A 12520-nucleotide genomic window follows, 5' to 3' on the forward strand; every position below is an offset into this window, starting at 1 on the left:
AGAGAGCACGATGCCCCAGGCCGCCCACTTTTCCCGAGTCCCTGATCCGCAGGGGCGTACCCCGGTCGAACAGGAGAGTCGACAGGGGCTGGAGCAGGCATTTGCCCTGTTCAACCAGGTATCCACCCAGCTCAACCAGTCCTACAGCATGCTCGAAGCCCGCGTCAGCGAGCTGAAAGGTGAGCTGGCGGTGGTCGGCGCCCAGCGCATGGCCGAGCTGAACGAGAAGGAGCGCCTGGCCAATCGCCTGCAGAACCTGCTCGACCTGCTGCCCGGTGGGGTGATCGTGATCGATGGTCAGGGCCTGGTGCGCGAAGCCAACCCGGCGGCCTGCGAGCTGCTCGGTGAGCCCTTGCTGGGCCAGCTGTGGCGCCAGGTGATCGCCCGCAGCTTTGCGCCGCGCAAGGATGACGGGCATGAGGTATCGCTGCGCGACGGCCGGCGCCTGTCCATCGCCACCCGTTCGCTGGATGCCGAACCCGGCCAGCTGGTGCTGCTCAATGACCTGACTGAAACCCGTCGCCTGCAGGATCAGTTGGCACGCCATGAGCGCCTGTCGTCGTTGGGGCGCATGGTCGCCTCGCTGGCCCACCAGATCCGTACGCCGCTGTCGGCGGCCATGCTCTATGCCAGCCATCTGGCCGATAGCGAACGCGAGCTTGCGCCAGAAACCCGCCAGCGGTTCGCTGGCAGCCTCAAGGAGCGCCTGCACGAACTGGAGCATCAGGTGCGCGACATGCTGGTGTTCGCCCGCGGCGAGCTGCCGCTGGGTGACCGCTTGACCCCCAAGAGCCTGTTCCAGGCGTTGCAGCAGGCTGCCCAGCCCCATGTTCAGGGGCACGCCGTGCGCTGGCAGTGCGACAGCCGCCTGGGTGAGCTGCTGTGCAACCGCGACACCCTGGTCGGTGCCTTGCTCAACCTGATCGAGAATGCCCTGCAGGCCAGCGATGGCCCGGCCCGGCTCAAGGTGCACCTGTTCCGCCGCGAGCACACCCTGCATTTGTGCGTCAGCGACGCCGGCAGCGGTATCGATGCCGATCTGCTGGGGCGGCTGGGTGAACCCTTTCTGACCACCAAGGCCACCGGCACCGGGCTGGGCCTGGCCGTGGTCAAAGCCGTGGTGCGTGCGCACCAGGGCACGCTGCGGCTGCGTTCGAAGGTGGGGCGTGGCACCTGTGTGACGGTTGAGTTGCCGCTGATCGGCGGCCAGACGGAGGCGCTGTAATGGTCATCAAGGTGCTGCTGGTCGAGGATGACCGCGTATTGCGCCAGGCGTTGGGCGACACCCTCGAAATCGGCGGCTTTGCCTACCATGCCGTGGGCAGTGCCGAGGAGGCGTTGCAGGCTGTAGTCGACGACGCGTACAGCCTGGTGGTCAGTGACGTGAACATGCCGGGCATGGACGGGCACCAGTTGCTGGCCCGGCTGCGCCGCCACCACCCGCACTTGCCGGTGCTGCTGATGACCGCCCATGCTGCCGTGGAGCGCGCGGTGGAGGCCATGCGCCAGGGCGCTGCCGATTATCTGGTCAAGCCTTTCGAGCCCAAGGCCCTTTTGAGCCTGGTCGAGCGCCACGCCGCCGGGCGCCTGGGCGCATCTGACGACGAGGGGCCGGTGGCCTGCGAGCCGGCCAGCCGACAGTTGCTGGAGCTGGCCGCACGGGTCGCACGCAGCGATTCGACCGTGCTTATCTCGGGTGAATCGGGCACGGGCAAGGAAGTCCTGGCGCGCTACATTCACCAGCAGTCGCCACGCGCCACGCAGCCGTTCGTTGCGATCAACTGCGCGGCGATCCCTGACAACATGCTCGAGGCCACGTTGTTCGGCCACGAGAAGGGCGCCTTCACCGGTGCCATTGCCGCGCAGGCCGGCAAATTCGAGCAGGCCGAAGGCGGTACCTTGCTGCTCGACGAGATTTCCGAAATGCCCCTCGGCCTGCAGGCCAAGCTGCTGCGCGTGCTGCAGGAACGTGAGGTTGAGCGGGTAGGTGGGCGCAAGCCGATTGCCCTGGATATCCGCGTGCTGGCCACGACCAACCGCGACATGGCTGGCGAGGTGGCGGCGGGGCGCTTCCGCGAAGACCTGTACTACCGCCTTTCGGTCTTCCCCCTGGCCTGGCAGCCGCTGCGTGAACGCAGTGGCGATATTCTGCCGCTGGCCGAGCGCTTGCTGGCGCGGCATGTGGCGAAGATGAAGCACGCACCTGTGCGCCTTTCGGCTGCGGCGCAGGCCTGCCTGCAGGCCTATGCCTGGCCGGGCAACGTGCGCGAACTGGATAACGCCTTGCAGCGTGCGTTGATCCTGCAGCAGGGCGGGGTGGTCGAGGCGGCAGATTTTTGTCTGGCCGGCGCCATTCCGTTGTCGGCGGTTGCGCCCGCCGCGGTCACGCCTGCGGTGGTCGAGGATGCAGGTGATTCCGCTGGCCTGGGTGATGACATGCGCCGCCATGAATTCCAGATGATCATCGACACCCTGCGTGCCGAGCGCGGCCGCCGCAAGGAGGCTGCCGAGCGCCTGGGTATCAGCCCCCGAACCCTGCGCTACAAGCTGGCGCAAATGCGCGATGCGGGGCTTGATGTGGAAGCCAGCCTGTACGGCTGATGCATTGAATTAACCGATCGCGGGGCGGGCTGGCACTCTTGTTGCTAGCTCAGGGCTATCCGCCGCATGAGTGTCAAAAAAATGCGGCCGCCGGAGAGAGAAGGTCATGAGCCAAGGTGTTGAATTCAATCGTCTGATGCTGGACATGCGGGCCATGCAGGCCGATGCCATGTCGTTGCCCAAAGCCACTGCTGCGCCTGAACTGGCGCCTGGCCAGAGCAGCTTTGCCGACATGCTTGGCCAGGCCATCGGCAAGGTCCATGAAACCCAGCAGGCGTCGACCCAACTCGCCAATGCCTTCGAAATCGGCAAGAGCGGTGTCGACCTCACCGACGTGATGATTGCTTCGCAGAAAGCCAGCGTTTCGATGCAGGCGCTGACCCAGGTACGCAACAAGCTGGTCCAGGCGTACCAAGACATCATGCAGATGCCGGTTTGAGGACGGATGTAAACCATGGCTGAAGCAGTCGTCGATAACGCACCCGCCAAGAGTGGCCCGCCAGCGTCCAAGCCGCCGCTGTTCGGCATGTCGTTCCTGGAAAACATCTCGCAGATGCCCATGCTGCGTCAGGTCGGCCTGCTGGTCGGGTTGGCTGCGAGCGTGGCGATCGGCTTCGCCGTGGTGCTGTGGTCGCAGCAGCCTGATTACCGGCCGCTCTACGGCAGCCTGGCCGGCATGGACACCAAGCAGGTCATGGATACCCTGGCCGCTGCAGACATCCCCTACAACGTCGAGCCCAATTCCGGTGCCCTGTTGGTCAAGGCCGACGACCTCTCCCGTGCCCGTCTGAAGCTGGCAGCTGCGGGCGTGGCGCCAGGCGACGGCAATGTCGGTTTCGAGCTGCTCGACAAGGAACAGGGCCTGGGTACCAGCCAGTTCATGGAGGCTACCCGTTACCGCCGCAGCCTTGAAGGCGAGCTGGCGCGCACCGTTTCCAGCCTGAACAACGTCAAGGCGGCCCGCGTGCACCTGGCGATCCCGAAAAGCTCGGTGTTCGTGCGTGACGAGCGCAAGCCAAGCGCCTCGGTACTGGTCGAGCTGTATCCGGGCCGGGCCCTGGAAGCCGGCCAGGTAATGGCGATCGTCAACCTGGTTGCCACCAGTGTGCCGGAGCTGGACAAGTCGCAAGTCACCGTGGTCGACCAGAAGGGCAACCTGCTCTCCGAGCAGCTGCAGGACACTGCGCTGACCATGGCCGGCAAGCAGTTCGACTACAGCCGGCGCATGGAGGGCATGCTGACCCAACGTGTGCACAACATTCTGCAGCCGGTGCTGGGCAACGACCGCTACAAGGCCGAAGTGTCCGCCGACCTGGACTTCAGTGCGGTGGAATCCACCTCCGAGCAGTTCAACCCGGACCAGCCGGCGCTGCGCAGCGAGCAGGCCGTCAACGAACAGCGTGCCAGCAGCTCCGGCCCGCAAGGCGTGCCCGGTGCCCTGAGCAACCAACCGCCGGCAGGTGCAGCAGCGCCGGAAAATGCCACCGCCGCAGCCCCTGCCGCCGGTGCCGTCCAGCCAGGCCAGCCGCTGGTGGATGCCAACGGCCAACAGATCATGGACCCGGCCACCGGCCAGCCGATGCTTGCGCCATACCCGGCCGACAAGCGCGTGCAGACCACCAAGAACTTCGAACTGGACCGCTCCATCAGCCATACCCGCCAGCAGCAGGGTCGCCTGACCCGCCTGTCGGTCGCGGTGGTGGTCGATGACCAGGTCAAGCTCGACGCCAGCGGTGAAGCTACCCGCGCGCCATGGGGCGCCGAAGACCTGGCACGCTTTACCCGCCTGGTGCAGGACGCCGTGGGCTTCGATGCCAGCCGTGGCGACAGCGTCACGGTGATCAACGTGCCGTTCGCCGCCGACCGTGGCGAAGAAATCGCCGACATCGCCTTCTACCAGCAGCCGTGGTTCTGGGACATCGTCAAGCAAGTGTTGGGCGTGGTGTTCATCCTGGTACTGGTGTTCGGCGTGCTGCGCCCGGTACTCAACAACATCACTGGCGGTGGCAAGCAAGCTGCTGCGACGGACAGCGACATGGAACTGGGCGGCATGATCGGTCTGGATGGCGAACTGGCCAACGACCGCGTCAGCCTGGGTGGCCCTACAAGCATTCTGTTGCCAAGCCCGAGCGAGGGTTACGAGGCACAGCTCAACGCAATCAAAGGCCTGGTGGCCGAAGACCCGGGCCGCGTGGCCCAGGTCGTGAAAGAGTGGATCAACGCCGATGAGTGACAACCGAGCCGTTACCGCCAAGCTGAGCCGCACCGACAAGGCGGCGATTCTCCTGCTCTCGCTGGGTGAGACCGATGCCGCCCAGGTGTTGCGCCACATGGGCCCGAAAGAAGTGCAGCGGGTTGGCGTGGCCATGGCGCAGATGGGCAACGTGCACCGTGAACAGGTGCAGCAGGTAATGAGCGAGTTCGTCGAGATCGTCGGCGACCAGACCAGCCTGGGCGTGGGCTCCGACGGTTACATCCGCAAGATGCTCAACCAGGCCCTTGGCGAGGACAAGGCCAACGGCCTGATCGACCGCATCCTGCTGGGGGGCAACACCAGCGGCCTGGACAGCCTCAAGTGGATGGAGCCGCGTGCCGTGGCCGATGTCATCCGCTACGAGCACCCGCAGATCCAGGCCATCGTGGTGGCGTACCTCGACCCCGACCAGGCCGGTGAAGTGCTGAGCAACTTCGACCACAAGGTGCGCCTGGACATCATCCTGCGCGTGTCGTCGCTCAATACCGTGCAGCCGGCGGCGCTGAAGGAGCTGAACCAGATCCTCGAGAAGCAGTTCTCGGGCAACTCCAATGCTGCCCGTACCACGTTGGGTGGCATCAAGCGTGCCGCCGACATCATGAACTTCCTCGACAGCTCTGTGGAAGGTGCACTGATGGACTCGATCCGCGAAATCGACAACGACTTGTCCGAGCAGATCGAAGACTTGATGTTCGTCTTCAACAACCTGGCCGACGTCGACGACCGTGGCATCCAGGCGTTGCTGCGCGAAGTGTCTTCCGATGTGTTGGTGGTGTCGCTCAAGGGCGCCGACGAGCGGGTCAAGGACAAGATCTTCAAGAACATGTCCAAGCGTGCGTCCGAGCTGCTGCGCGACGACCTCGAAGCCAAGGGCCCGGTGCGCGTCAGCGACGTGGAAACGGCGCAGAAGGAAATCCTCACCATCGCCCGACGCATGGCCGAGGCCGGCGAGATCGTGCTCGGTGGCAAGGGCGCCGAGGAAATGATCTGATCCATCGGGCAATGCGCCCTCCTGTGGGAGCGGGCTTGCCCCGCGAAGTAGGCGCCGCGGTGAATGGCACCGGCTTTGCCGGTGTTCGCGGGTCACGCCCGCTCCCACAAACACTGCATCGGCAGTTGTTGAGTACCTGAGAACATGCCCACCAAAGAGTCCCACCCCAGCGACCTGATCCGTGCCCGCGACCTCGAAGGTGTCGACATCTGGGCGCTGCCCAGCTTCGATCCCGAGCCCGAGCCGGTACCCGAGCCTGAGCCGGAAATCATCGAAGAAGAAGTCGAGGAAGTGCCGCTGGAGGAAGTCCAGCCGCTGACCCTCGAAGAACTCGAAGCGATTCGCCAGGAGGCCTACAACGAAGGCTTCGCCACGGGCGAGCGCGAAGGTTTTCACAGCACCCAGCTCAAAGTTCGCCAGGAGGCCGAAGAGGCCCTTGCTGCCAAGCTCGCCGGCCTTGAACAGCTGATGGCGCACTTGCTCGAGCCCATCGCCGAGCAGGACACGCAGATTGAAAAGACCCTCGTGCACCTGGTCGCGCACATGGCCCGCCAGGTCATCGGCCGCGAATTGCGCAGCGATTCCAGCCAGATCACCCACGTGCTGCGTGAAGCCCTGAAGCTGCTGCCGATGGGCGCGGACAACATCCGCATTCACCTCAACCCGCAGGACTTCGAGCTGGCCAAGGCCTTGCGCGAGCGCCATGAGGAAAGCTGGAAGCTGCTCGAGGATGACGCCCTGCTGCCGGGTGGTTGCCGTATCGAGACGGCGCACAGCCGCATCGACGCCACCATGGAAACGCGCATCGAAAAGGCCGTGGCACAGCTGTTCGACCAGTTGCACGACCAGGCCCTGCACCCGGCAGCGCCGGATGTCTCGATCGAGCTGGGCGCCAACGATGCGCCTTGACCGTACCAGCTTCGGCAAACGCCTGGGCGGCTACGCCGAGGCGATCAAGTTGCCGGTGCAGCCGGTGGTCGAAGGCCGACTGCTGCGCATGGTTGGCCTTACCCTGGAGGCCGAGGGCCTGCGCGCCGCCGTGGGCGCGCGCTGCCTGGTGATCAACGACGACACGTACCACCCGGTGCAAGTCGAGGCCGAAGTCATGGGCTTCGCTGGCAGCAAGATTTTCCTCATGCCGGTCGGCAGCATTGCCGGCATCGCACCCGGCGCACGGGTGGTGCCGCTGGATGACAGCGGTCGCCTGCCGATGGGCATGAGCATGCTTGGCCGGGTGCTGGACGGCGCCGGTCGCGCCCTGGACGGCAAGGGCGGGATGAAGGCCGAGGATTGGGTGCCGATGGACGGCCCGATCATCAACCCGCTCAACCGTGACCCGATCAGCCAGCCGCTGGACGTGGGCATCCGCAGTATCAACGGCCTGCTGACGGTCGGCCGGGGCCAGCGCCTAGGCCTGTTCGCCGGTACCGGTGTGGGCAAGTCGGTGTTGCTGGGCATGATGACCCGTTTTACCGAAGCCGAAATCATCGTGGTTGGCCTGATCGGTGAGCGGGGCCGTGAGGTGAAGGAATTCATCGAGCACATCCTGGGTGAAGAAGGCCTCAAGCGCTCCGTGGTGGTCGCATCGCCGGCTGACGATGCGCCGCTGATGCGTTTGCGTGCCGCCATGTATTGCACGCGTATCGCTGAGTACTTTCGCGACAAGGGCAAAAATGTCCTGCTGCTGATGGACTCGCTGACCCGCTTTGCCCAGGCCCAGCGTGAAATCGCCCTGGCCATCGGTGAGCCGCCGGCCACCCGTGGCTACCCACCGTCGGTGTTCGCCAAGCTGCCCAAGCTGGTGGAGCGTGCCGGTAACGGCGAGCCGGGCGGTGGTTCGATCACCGCGTTCTACACCGTGCTGTCCGAAGGCGACGATCAGCAGGACCCGATTGCCGACGCCGCGCGGGGTGTGCTCGATGGCCACTTCGTGCTGTCACGCCGGTTGGCTGAGGAAGGCCACTATCCGGCGATCGACATCGAAGCGTCGATCAGCCGGGTCATGCCCCAAGTCGTCGATGCCGACCATTTGCGCCAGGCTCAGAAGTTCAAGCAGTTGTGGTCGCGGTTGTCGCAAAGCCGCGACCTGATCAGTGTGGGTGCGTATGTGGCCGGCGGCGATCCGGAAACCGACCTGGCCATTGCCCTGCAGCCTAAACTGGTGGACTTCCTGCGCCAGGCGCTCGACGAGAACGTCGGCATGGGCCAGAGCCGTCAGCAGCTGGGGGCGATCTTCATGCCCCCGGCGAACGGCGGCTAAGCCATGAGCGTGCAAAGCCGTGCCGCGCGCCTGGTGCCGGTGGTGAACATGGCCGAGGAAGCCGAGCGCAAGGCGGCGCAGCGTGTGGGGCATTTTCAGCAGTTGGTGGTGCAGGCGCAGGCCAAGCTTGCGGAGCTGGAGTCGTTTCGCGAGGGTTACCAGGCGCAGTGGATCAGCCGCGGTGGCCAGGGCGTCAACGGTAGCTGGCTGCTCAACTACCAGCGTTTTCTGGCCCAGCTGGAAACGGCCATGACCCAACAGCGCCAGAGCCTGACCTGGCACCAGAACAACCTCAAGAACGCCCGTGGTACCTGGCAGCAGGCCTACGCCCGGGTGGAAGGACTGCGCAAGCTGGTGCAGCGTTACCTGGACGAGGCGCGGCGCGCGGAAGACAAGCGCGAGCAGCGCTTGCTGGATGAGTTGTCGCAGCGGCTGCCCAGGCAGGGGCACATCTAGCTGCGGCTTGCAGCGGCCCCTGCCGCCTGCTAAACCTTGAAGAGTTGCATTCGCCATCATCGAAGGAATCGCTAGCATGGCAGTCGAAACTGATTGTTCGCAGGACGGGAAAAAGCTCACGATCAAGATCAAGGGGCGCTTCGATTTCGGCAAGCATCAGGAGTTTCGCGATGCTTATGAAAGCCAGCCCAGGCGACCGGACTCGGTGGTCGTCGACCTCAAGGACACCACCTACCTGGACAGCTCGGCGCTGGGCATGTTGCTGCTGTTGCGCGATCACGCGGGCGGCGATAATTCGGACGTGCGCGTGGTGCACGCCAGCTCCGACGTGCGCAAGATCCTCGCTATCTCCAATTTTGAAAAACTGTTCGACATCAGTTGAGCGCCCCGATGTCGGCTGAGCAGCCGCTGACCGTGCTGGTGGCCGAAGATGGCGCCACGGATCGCCTGTTGCTGGCGCAAATCGTCCGGCGCCAGGGCCATCAGGTGTTCACCGCCGAAAACGGCGAACAGGCGGTGGCGCTGTTTGCCGAAAAGCGCCCGCAGCTGGTGCTGCTCGATGCCTTGATGCCAGTGATGGACGGTTTTGAAGCGGCGCGGCAGATCAAGGCACTGGCCGGCGAAGCGCTGGTGCCGATCATCTTCCTCACCTCGCTGAACGAAGAGGAGGCCTTGGTGCGCTGCCTGGAGGCTGGCGGCGACGACTTCATGGCCAAGCCGTACAGTGCGGTGATTCTTGCCGCCAAGATTCGCGCCATGGACCGCCTGCGGCGGCTGCAGGCGACCGTGCTGGCACAGCGCGACCTGATCACCCGGCATCACCATCACCTGCTCAACGAGCAGCGCGTGGCCAAGGCGGTGTTCGACAAGGTCGCCCATTCTGGCTGCATCACGGCGCCGAACATTCGTTACCTGCAATCGCCCTATGCCTTGTTCAACGGTGACCTGCTGCTAGCGGCGTTTACCCCGTCGGGCGACATGCATGTGCTGCTCGGGGATTTCACCGGCCATGGGCTGCCGGCCGCAGTCGGCGCCATGCCGCTGGCGGAGGTGTTCTACGGCATGACCGCAAAGGGCTACGGCCTGGCGCACATGCTTCGCGAGATGAACGCCAAGCTCAAGCGCATCCTGCCGGTGGACATGTTCTGCTGCGCGCTGTTGCTCAACTTGAGCGTGCAGCGCGGCACCGTGGAGGTGTGGAACGGTGGTATGCCGGATGGCTACCGGCTGTCGGCCGACGGCGAAGTGATTGCAAGCCTTGCCTCACGCCATTTGCCGTTGGGCGTCCTGGCGGCGGAGCGCTTCGATGACAGCACCGAAGTGCTGCCACTGGCGGCGGGCGAGCGCCTGTTGCTGTTGTCCGACGGTGTTGTGGATACGGCGGACGAACAGGAGCGCCTGTTCGGTGTCGAGCGCCTGCGCGCGGTGCTGGCGGCCAACCGCGACCCGGTGCAGCTGTTCGACGAGGTGATGCAGGCGCTGGAACGCTTTGGCGGGACCCCGCGGGATGACATCAGCCTGTGCGACATTCGCATGTTCACCGTCGAGGAGCGCGTGCCGGCGCCGACCCTCTATTCTGACAGTGGGCGCTCCAGTCCGCTGGACTGGTCGCTGGGGTTCGCGTTGCGCGGCGAAAGCCTGAAGCGCTTCAACCCGGTGCCTTACCTTGTGCAGTTGCTGCAGGAAATCCATGGCCTGCGGCCGCTTACCGGCGCCTTGCACAGCGTGCTCAGCGAGTTGTACTCCAATGCCCTGGAACATGGCGTGTTGGGCCTGGATTCGCGGCTCAAGCGTGATGCGCATGGCTTTGCCGACTACTATCAGGAGCGCGCCCGGCGTTTGGATGCCTTGGTCGACGGTTTCGTGCGCATCGACCTGAAAGTGGAACCGCTGGCTTCAGGTGGGCGTCTGATCATCGAGGTTCGCGACAGTGGTGCGGGGTTCGATGTGCAGCAGGTGCTGTCGCGTCCCGCCCGCGAGCAAGGCTTGAGCGGTCGCGGCCTGAAACTCGTAGGGCAGCTTGGCAGCGATGCCGGTTGGCGCGAAGGCGGCCGTTGCGCCTGGGTGCAGTTCGACTGGTAGGCCGCCTGGCCGGCAGTTTGGCGGTTGAGGCATAATCCGGCTTGATCAAGGAGTGAACAAGTGACTGACATGCATATTGACCACAAGGTGCTCAGTGACCTGCAGGAGGTCATGGAAGATGGCTACCTGCAATTGCTGGAAACCTTTCTGGAAGATTCCGAGCGGCGCCTGAGCCAGTTGCACGGTGCCAGGAATGCCGATGAGCTCGGCATGGCCGCGCACAGCTTCAAGGGCAGCAGCAGCAACATGGGTGCGGTTGGCCTGGCGCAGCTGTGTCATCAGCTCGAAGAACGGGTCAAGGAGCGGCCACTGTACGGCATCGAGGACCTGATCAACCGGATCGACCAGGAATACCTGGAGGTACAGCGGTTCTACCGGGGTGAGCGCGCGCGGGTTTCTGCAGGCTGACGCGTAGTTGGCGTGACTTTTGCCTGTCTGTGTCCAGACGATATTCCAGTTTCTGGCGCGGAGACCCATCAATGCCTGTCGCACCCAATCCATTACTGCAAGCCAACACGCTGAGCAAGCCGTCGCGTGCGGGTTCCTCGCTGGTGGACAAGCCCCTGCAGGCGGCGGGCGGGCAGGGCGGCGGCTTCGACCAGGTCATGGCCGGGCAGGGGCGTGACAAAGGCGTGGGGCGCGATGACAAGGTCGCTCAGGCCAAGCCCAAGGACAAGCCCGACGTTGCCCAAGCCGGCAAGAAGGAGGCTGTCGACAAACCGACGGTTGCCGATGACGGCAAGAAATTGCCAGCAGACGATCAGGCCCAGGCCAGCACGGATGCTGCAGCGGGCGAAGAATCCACTTCCCTCGACGCCAACCTGGTGGCGGGGCAGGTCACTGATGCGCAGCCGGGGGCGCAACTGCTGCAGGCTCAGGCCGAAGCGGTAGCCCCAGTGCTGGCGGCTGTCCAGCAGCCCATCAGCGAGGCGTTGCCGGAAGAACCGGCGGCGCAAACCTTCGACCCCGACGCAGACGCCCTGGCCAATATGCCCGCCCTGCGCCTGGCGCTGGAGCAAAGCGCCCAGGCCAAAGGCACGACCTCGGCCCATGCCACCGACCCTGCGCAAGCCGACGATGGCCAAGCCGCCGTCAATCCATTGGCGACCCTGATGGACAAGATCGAAGCCGAGGCGGGGCAGTCGGAGACCGGTGACAAGGCATTCGGTGCACTGCTGGACGACGGCCTCAAAGACACCAAGAGCGCGGGCAGCGATACCCGTATCGACGATTTCGCCAACCGCCTGGCCAGCCTGACCCAGGCTGCCACGGCCAAGACCGCCAATGCCGTGCCGGTGAGCAGCAACCCGTTGCATCAGCCGTTGCCGATGAACCAGAACGCCTGGGCCGAAGGCCTGGTCAACCGGGTCATGTACTTGTCCAGCCAAAACCTCAAGTCGGCCGACATCCAGCTGGAGCCGGCCGAGCTCGGGCGGCTGGACATTCGTGTCAACCTGGCGGCGGACCAGGCAACCCAGGTGACCTTCATCAGCGGCCACGCCGGTGTGCGTGATGCGCTGGACAGCCAGGTGCATCGCCTGCGCGAACTGTTCGCCCAGCAGGGGCTGGCGCAGCCGGACGTCAACGTCGCCGACCAGTCGCGCGGGCAGCAACAGCAGCAGGCGCAGCCGGATGGCTCGCAGTTGTCCGGGGTGGCGGCGCGGCGGGCCCAAGGTGGTGCCGGTGGCGAGCAGGGTGAGCTTGCCGATGCCGCCCGTCCGGTCGAGCAGCAGGTGGTGATTGGTGACAGTGCGGTAGATTTTTACGCTTGAAGGGTGTGGTGGGATTGAGATTGAGCGCCGCTTCGCGAAGCGCATGCCTTGGGATCTTCAGCGCCCTTGAGATCGAGCGCCGCCCGCGCGGCGCATCGCGGGCA

12 protein-coding genes are annotated in these 12520 nt (G+C 64.9%); all 12 read left to right on the forward strand.

The window, feature by feature from the left end; translation table 11 throughout:
- Positions 1-10: 10 nt before the first annotated feature.
- The 12 genes from ACNQPL_RS08315 (at position 11) to ACNQPL_RS08370 (ending at position 12416) form a co-directional block, all read left to right on the forward strand.
- The gene (locus ACNQPL_RS08315) at positions 11-1225 is read left to right on the forward strand and encodes a sensor histidine kinase (protein ID WP_416466425.1); all 1215 of its coding nucleotides are present in this window, start codon (positions 11-13) and stop codon (positions 1223-1225) included.
- Positions 1225-2601: a sigma-54-dependent transcriptional regulator gene (locus ACNQPL_RS08320; RefSeq protein ID WP_416466426.1), complete on the forward strand. Its 1377-nt coding sequence runs from the start codon at positions 1225-1227 to the stop codon at positions 2599-2601. The genes ACNQPL_RS08315 and ACNQPL_RS08320 overlap by 1 nt, the downstream gene beginning before the upstream one ends.
- A 106-nt stretch (positions 2602-2707) precedes the next feature.
- The gene (fliE, locus tag ACNQPL_RS08325) at positions 2708-3040 is read left to right on the forward strand and encodes a flagellar hook-basal body complex protein FliE (RefSeq protein ID WP_346613980.1); all 333 of its coding nucleotides are present in this window, start codon (positions 2708-2710) and stop codon (positions 3038-3040) included.
- A 15-nt stretch (positions 3041-3055) separates the two neighbouring features.
- Entirely contained in the window at positions 3056-4834 is a 1779-nt protein-coding gene (gene fliF, locus ACNQPL_RS08330) for a flagellar basal-body MS-ring/collar protein FliF (RefSeq protein ID WP_346613981.1), read from the forward strand.
- Complete coding sequence (fliG, locus tag ACNQPL_RS08335; RefSeq protein WP_346613982.1) at positions 4827-5846, forward strand: flagellar motor switch protein FliG; 1020 nt, start codon at positions 4827-4829, stop codon at positions 5844-5846. The genes fliF and fliG overlap by 8 nt, the downstream gene beginning before the upstream one ends.
- 144 nt (positions 5847-5990) lie before the next feature.
- A complete protein-coding gene (gene fliH / locus ACNQPL_RS08340; RefSeq protein WP_416466427.1) occupies positions 5991-6755 on the forward strand; it encodes a flagellar assembly protein FliH in 765 nt (254 codons plus the stop codon).
- Positions 6745-8106 (forward strand): flagellar protein export ATPase FliI, encoded by a 1362-nt coding sequence (gene fliI / locus ACNQPL_RS08345; RefSeq protein ID WP_387527645.1) that lies wholly within the window; start codon positions 6745-6747, stop codon positions 8104-8106. The genes fliH and fliI overlap by 11 nt, the downstream gene beginning before the upstream one ends.
- Before the next feature lie 3 nt (positions 8107-8109).
- Positions 8110-8562, forward strand: a complete 453-nt coding sequence (gene fliJ, locus ACNQPL_RS08350; protein ID WP_346613985.1) for a flagellar export protein FliJ — start codon at positions 8110-8112, stop codon at positions 8560-8562.
- Between the two features lie 76 nt (positions 8563-8638).
- On the forward strand, positions 8639-8944 hold the full coding sequence (locus ACNQPL_RS08355; protein ID WP_416466428.1) for an STAS domain-containing protein: 306 nt from the start codon (positions 8639-8641) through the stop codon (positions 8942-8944).
- 8 nt (positions 8945-8952) lie between these two features.
- Positions 8953-10644 (forward strand): fused response regulator/phosphatase, encoded by a 1692-nt coding sequence (locus ACNQPL_RS08360; RefSeq protein WP_346613987.1) that lies wholly within the window; start codon positions 8953-8955, stop codon positions 10642-10644.
- A 60-nt stretch (positions 10645-10704) separates the two neighbouring features.
- Entirely contained in the window at positions 10705-11052 is a 348-nt protein-coding gene (locus ACNQPL_RS08365; protein WP_346613988.1) for an Hpt domain-containing protein, read from the forward strand.
- A gap of 71 nt (positions 11053-11123) precedes the next feature.
- Positions 11124-12416, forward strand: a complete 1293-nt coding sequence (locus ACNQPL_RS08370; RefSeq protein ID WP_346613989.1) for a flagellar hook-length control protein FliK — start codon at positions 11124-11126, stop codon at positions 12414-12416.
- The last annotated feature ends 104 nt before the right edge of the window (positions 12417-12520 follow it).

The sequence above is a fragment of the Pseudomonas sp. LFS044 genome, from assembly GCF_047978245.1.
Lineage (GTDB): Bacteria > Pseudomonadota > Gammaproteobacteria > Pseudomonadales > Pseudomonadaceae > Aquipseudomonas.

Excerpts from the sequence above, each read along its gene's own strand:
- fliF (WP_346613981.1), top strand. The coding sequence starts at position 3,056 with ATGGCTGAAGCAGTCGTCGATAACGCACCCGCCAAGAGTGGCCCGCCA.
- ACNQPL_RS08370 (WP_346613989.1), top strand. The coding sequence starts at position 11,124 with ATGCCTGTCGCACCCAATCCATTACTGCAAGCCAACACGCTGAGCAAG.
- ACNQPL_RS08355 (WP_416466428.1), top strand. The coding sequence starts at position 8,639 with ATGGCAGTCGAAACTGATTGTTCGCAGGACGGGAAAAAGCTCACGATC.
- fliE (WP_346613980.1), top strand. The coding sequence starts at position 2,708 with ATGAGCCAAGGTGTTGAATTCAATCGTCTGATGCTGGACATGCGGGCC.
- ACNQPL_RS08315 (WP_416466425.1), top strand. The coding sequence starts at position 11 with ATGCCCCAGGCCGCCCACTTTTCCCGAGTCCCTGATCCGCAGGGGCGT.
- ACNQPL_RS08360 (WP_346613987.1), top strand. The coding sequence starts at position 8,953 with ATGTCGGCTGAGCAGCCGCTGACCGTGCTGGTGGCCGAAGATGGCGCC.
- fliH (WP_416466427.1), top strand. The coding sequence starts at position 5,991 with ATGCCCACCAAAGAGTCCCACCCCAGCGACCTGATCCGTGCCCGCGAC.
- ACNQPL_RS08320 (WP_416466426.1), top strand. The coding sequence starts at position 1,225 with ATGGTCATCAAGGTGCTGCTGGTCGAGGATGACCGCGTATTGCGCCAG.
- fliI (WP_387527645.1), top strand. The coding sequence starts at position 6,745 with ATGCGCCTTGACCGTACCAGCTTCGGCAAACGCCTGGGCGGCTACGCC.
- fliJ (WP_346613985.1), top strand. The coding sequence starts at position 8,110 with ATGAGCGTGCAAAGCCGTGCCGCGCGCCTGGTGCCGGTGGTGAACATG.
- fliG (WP_346613982.1), top strand. The coding sequence starts at position 4,827 with ATGAGTGACAACCGAGCCGTTACCGCCAAGCTGAGCCGCACCGACAAG.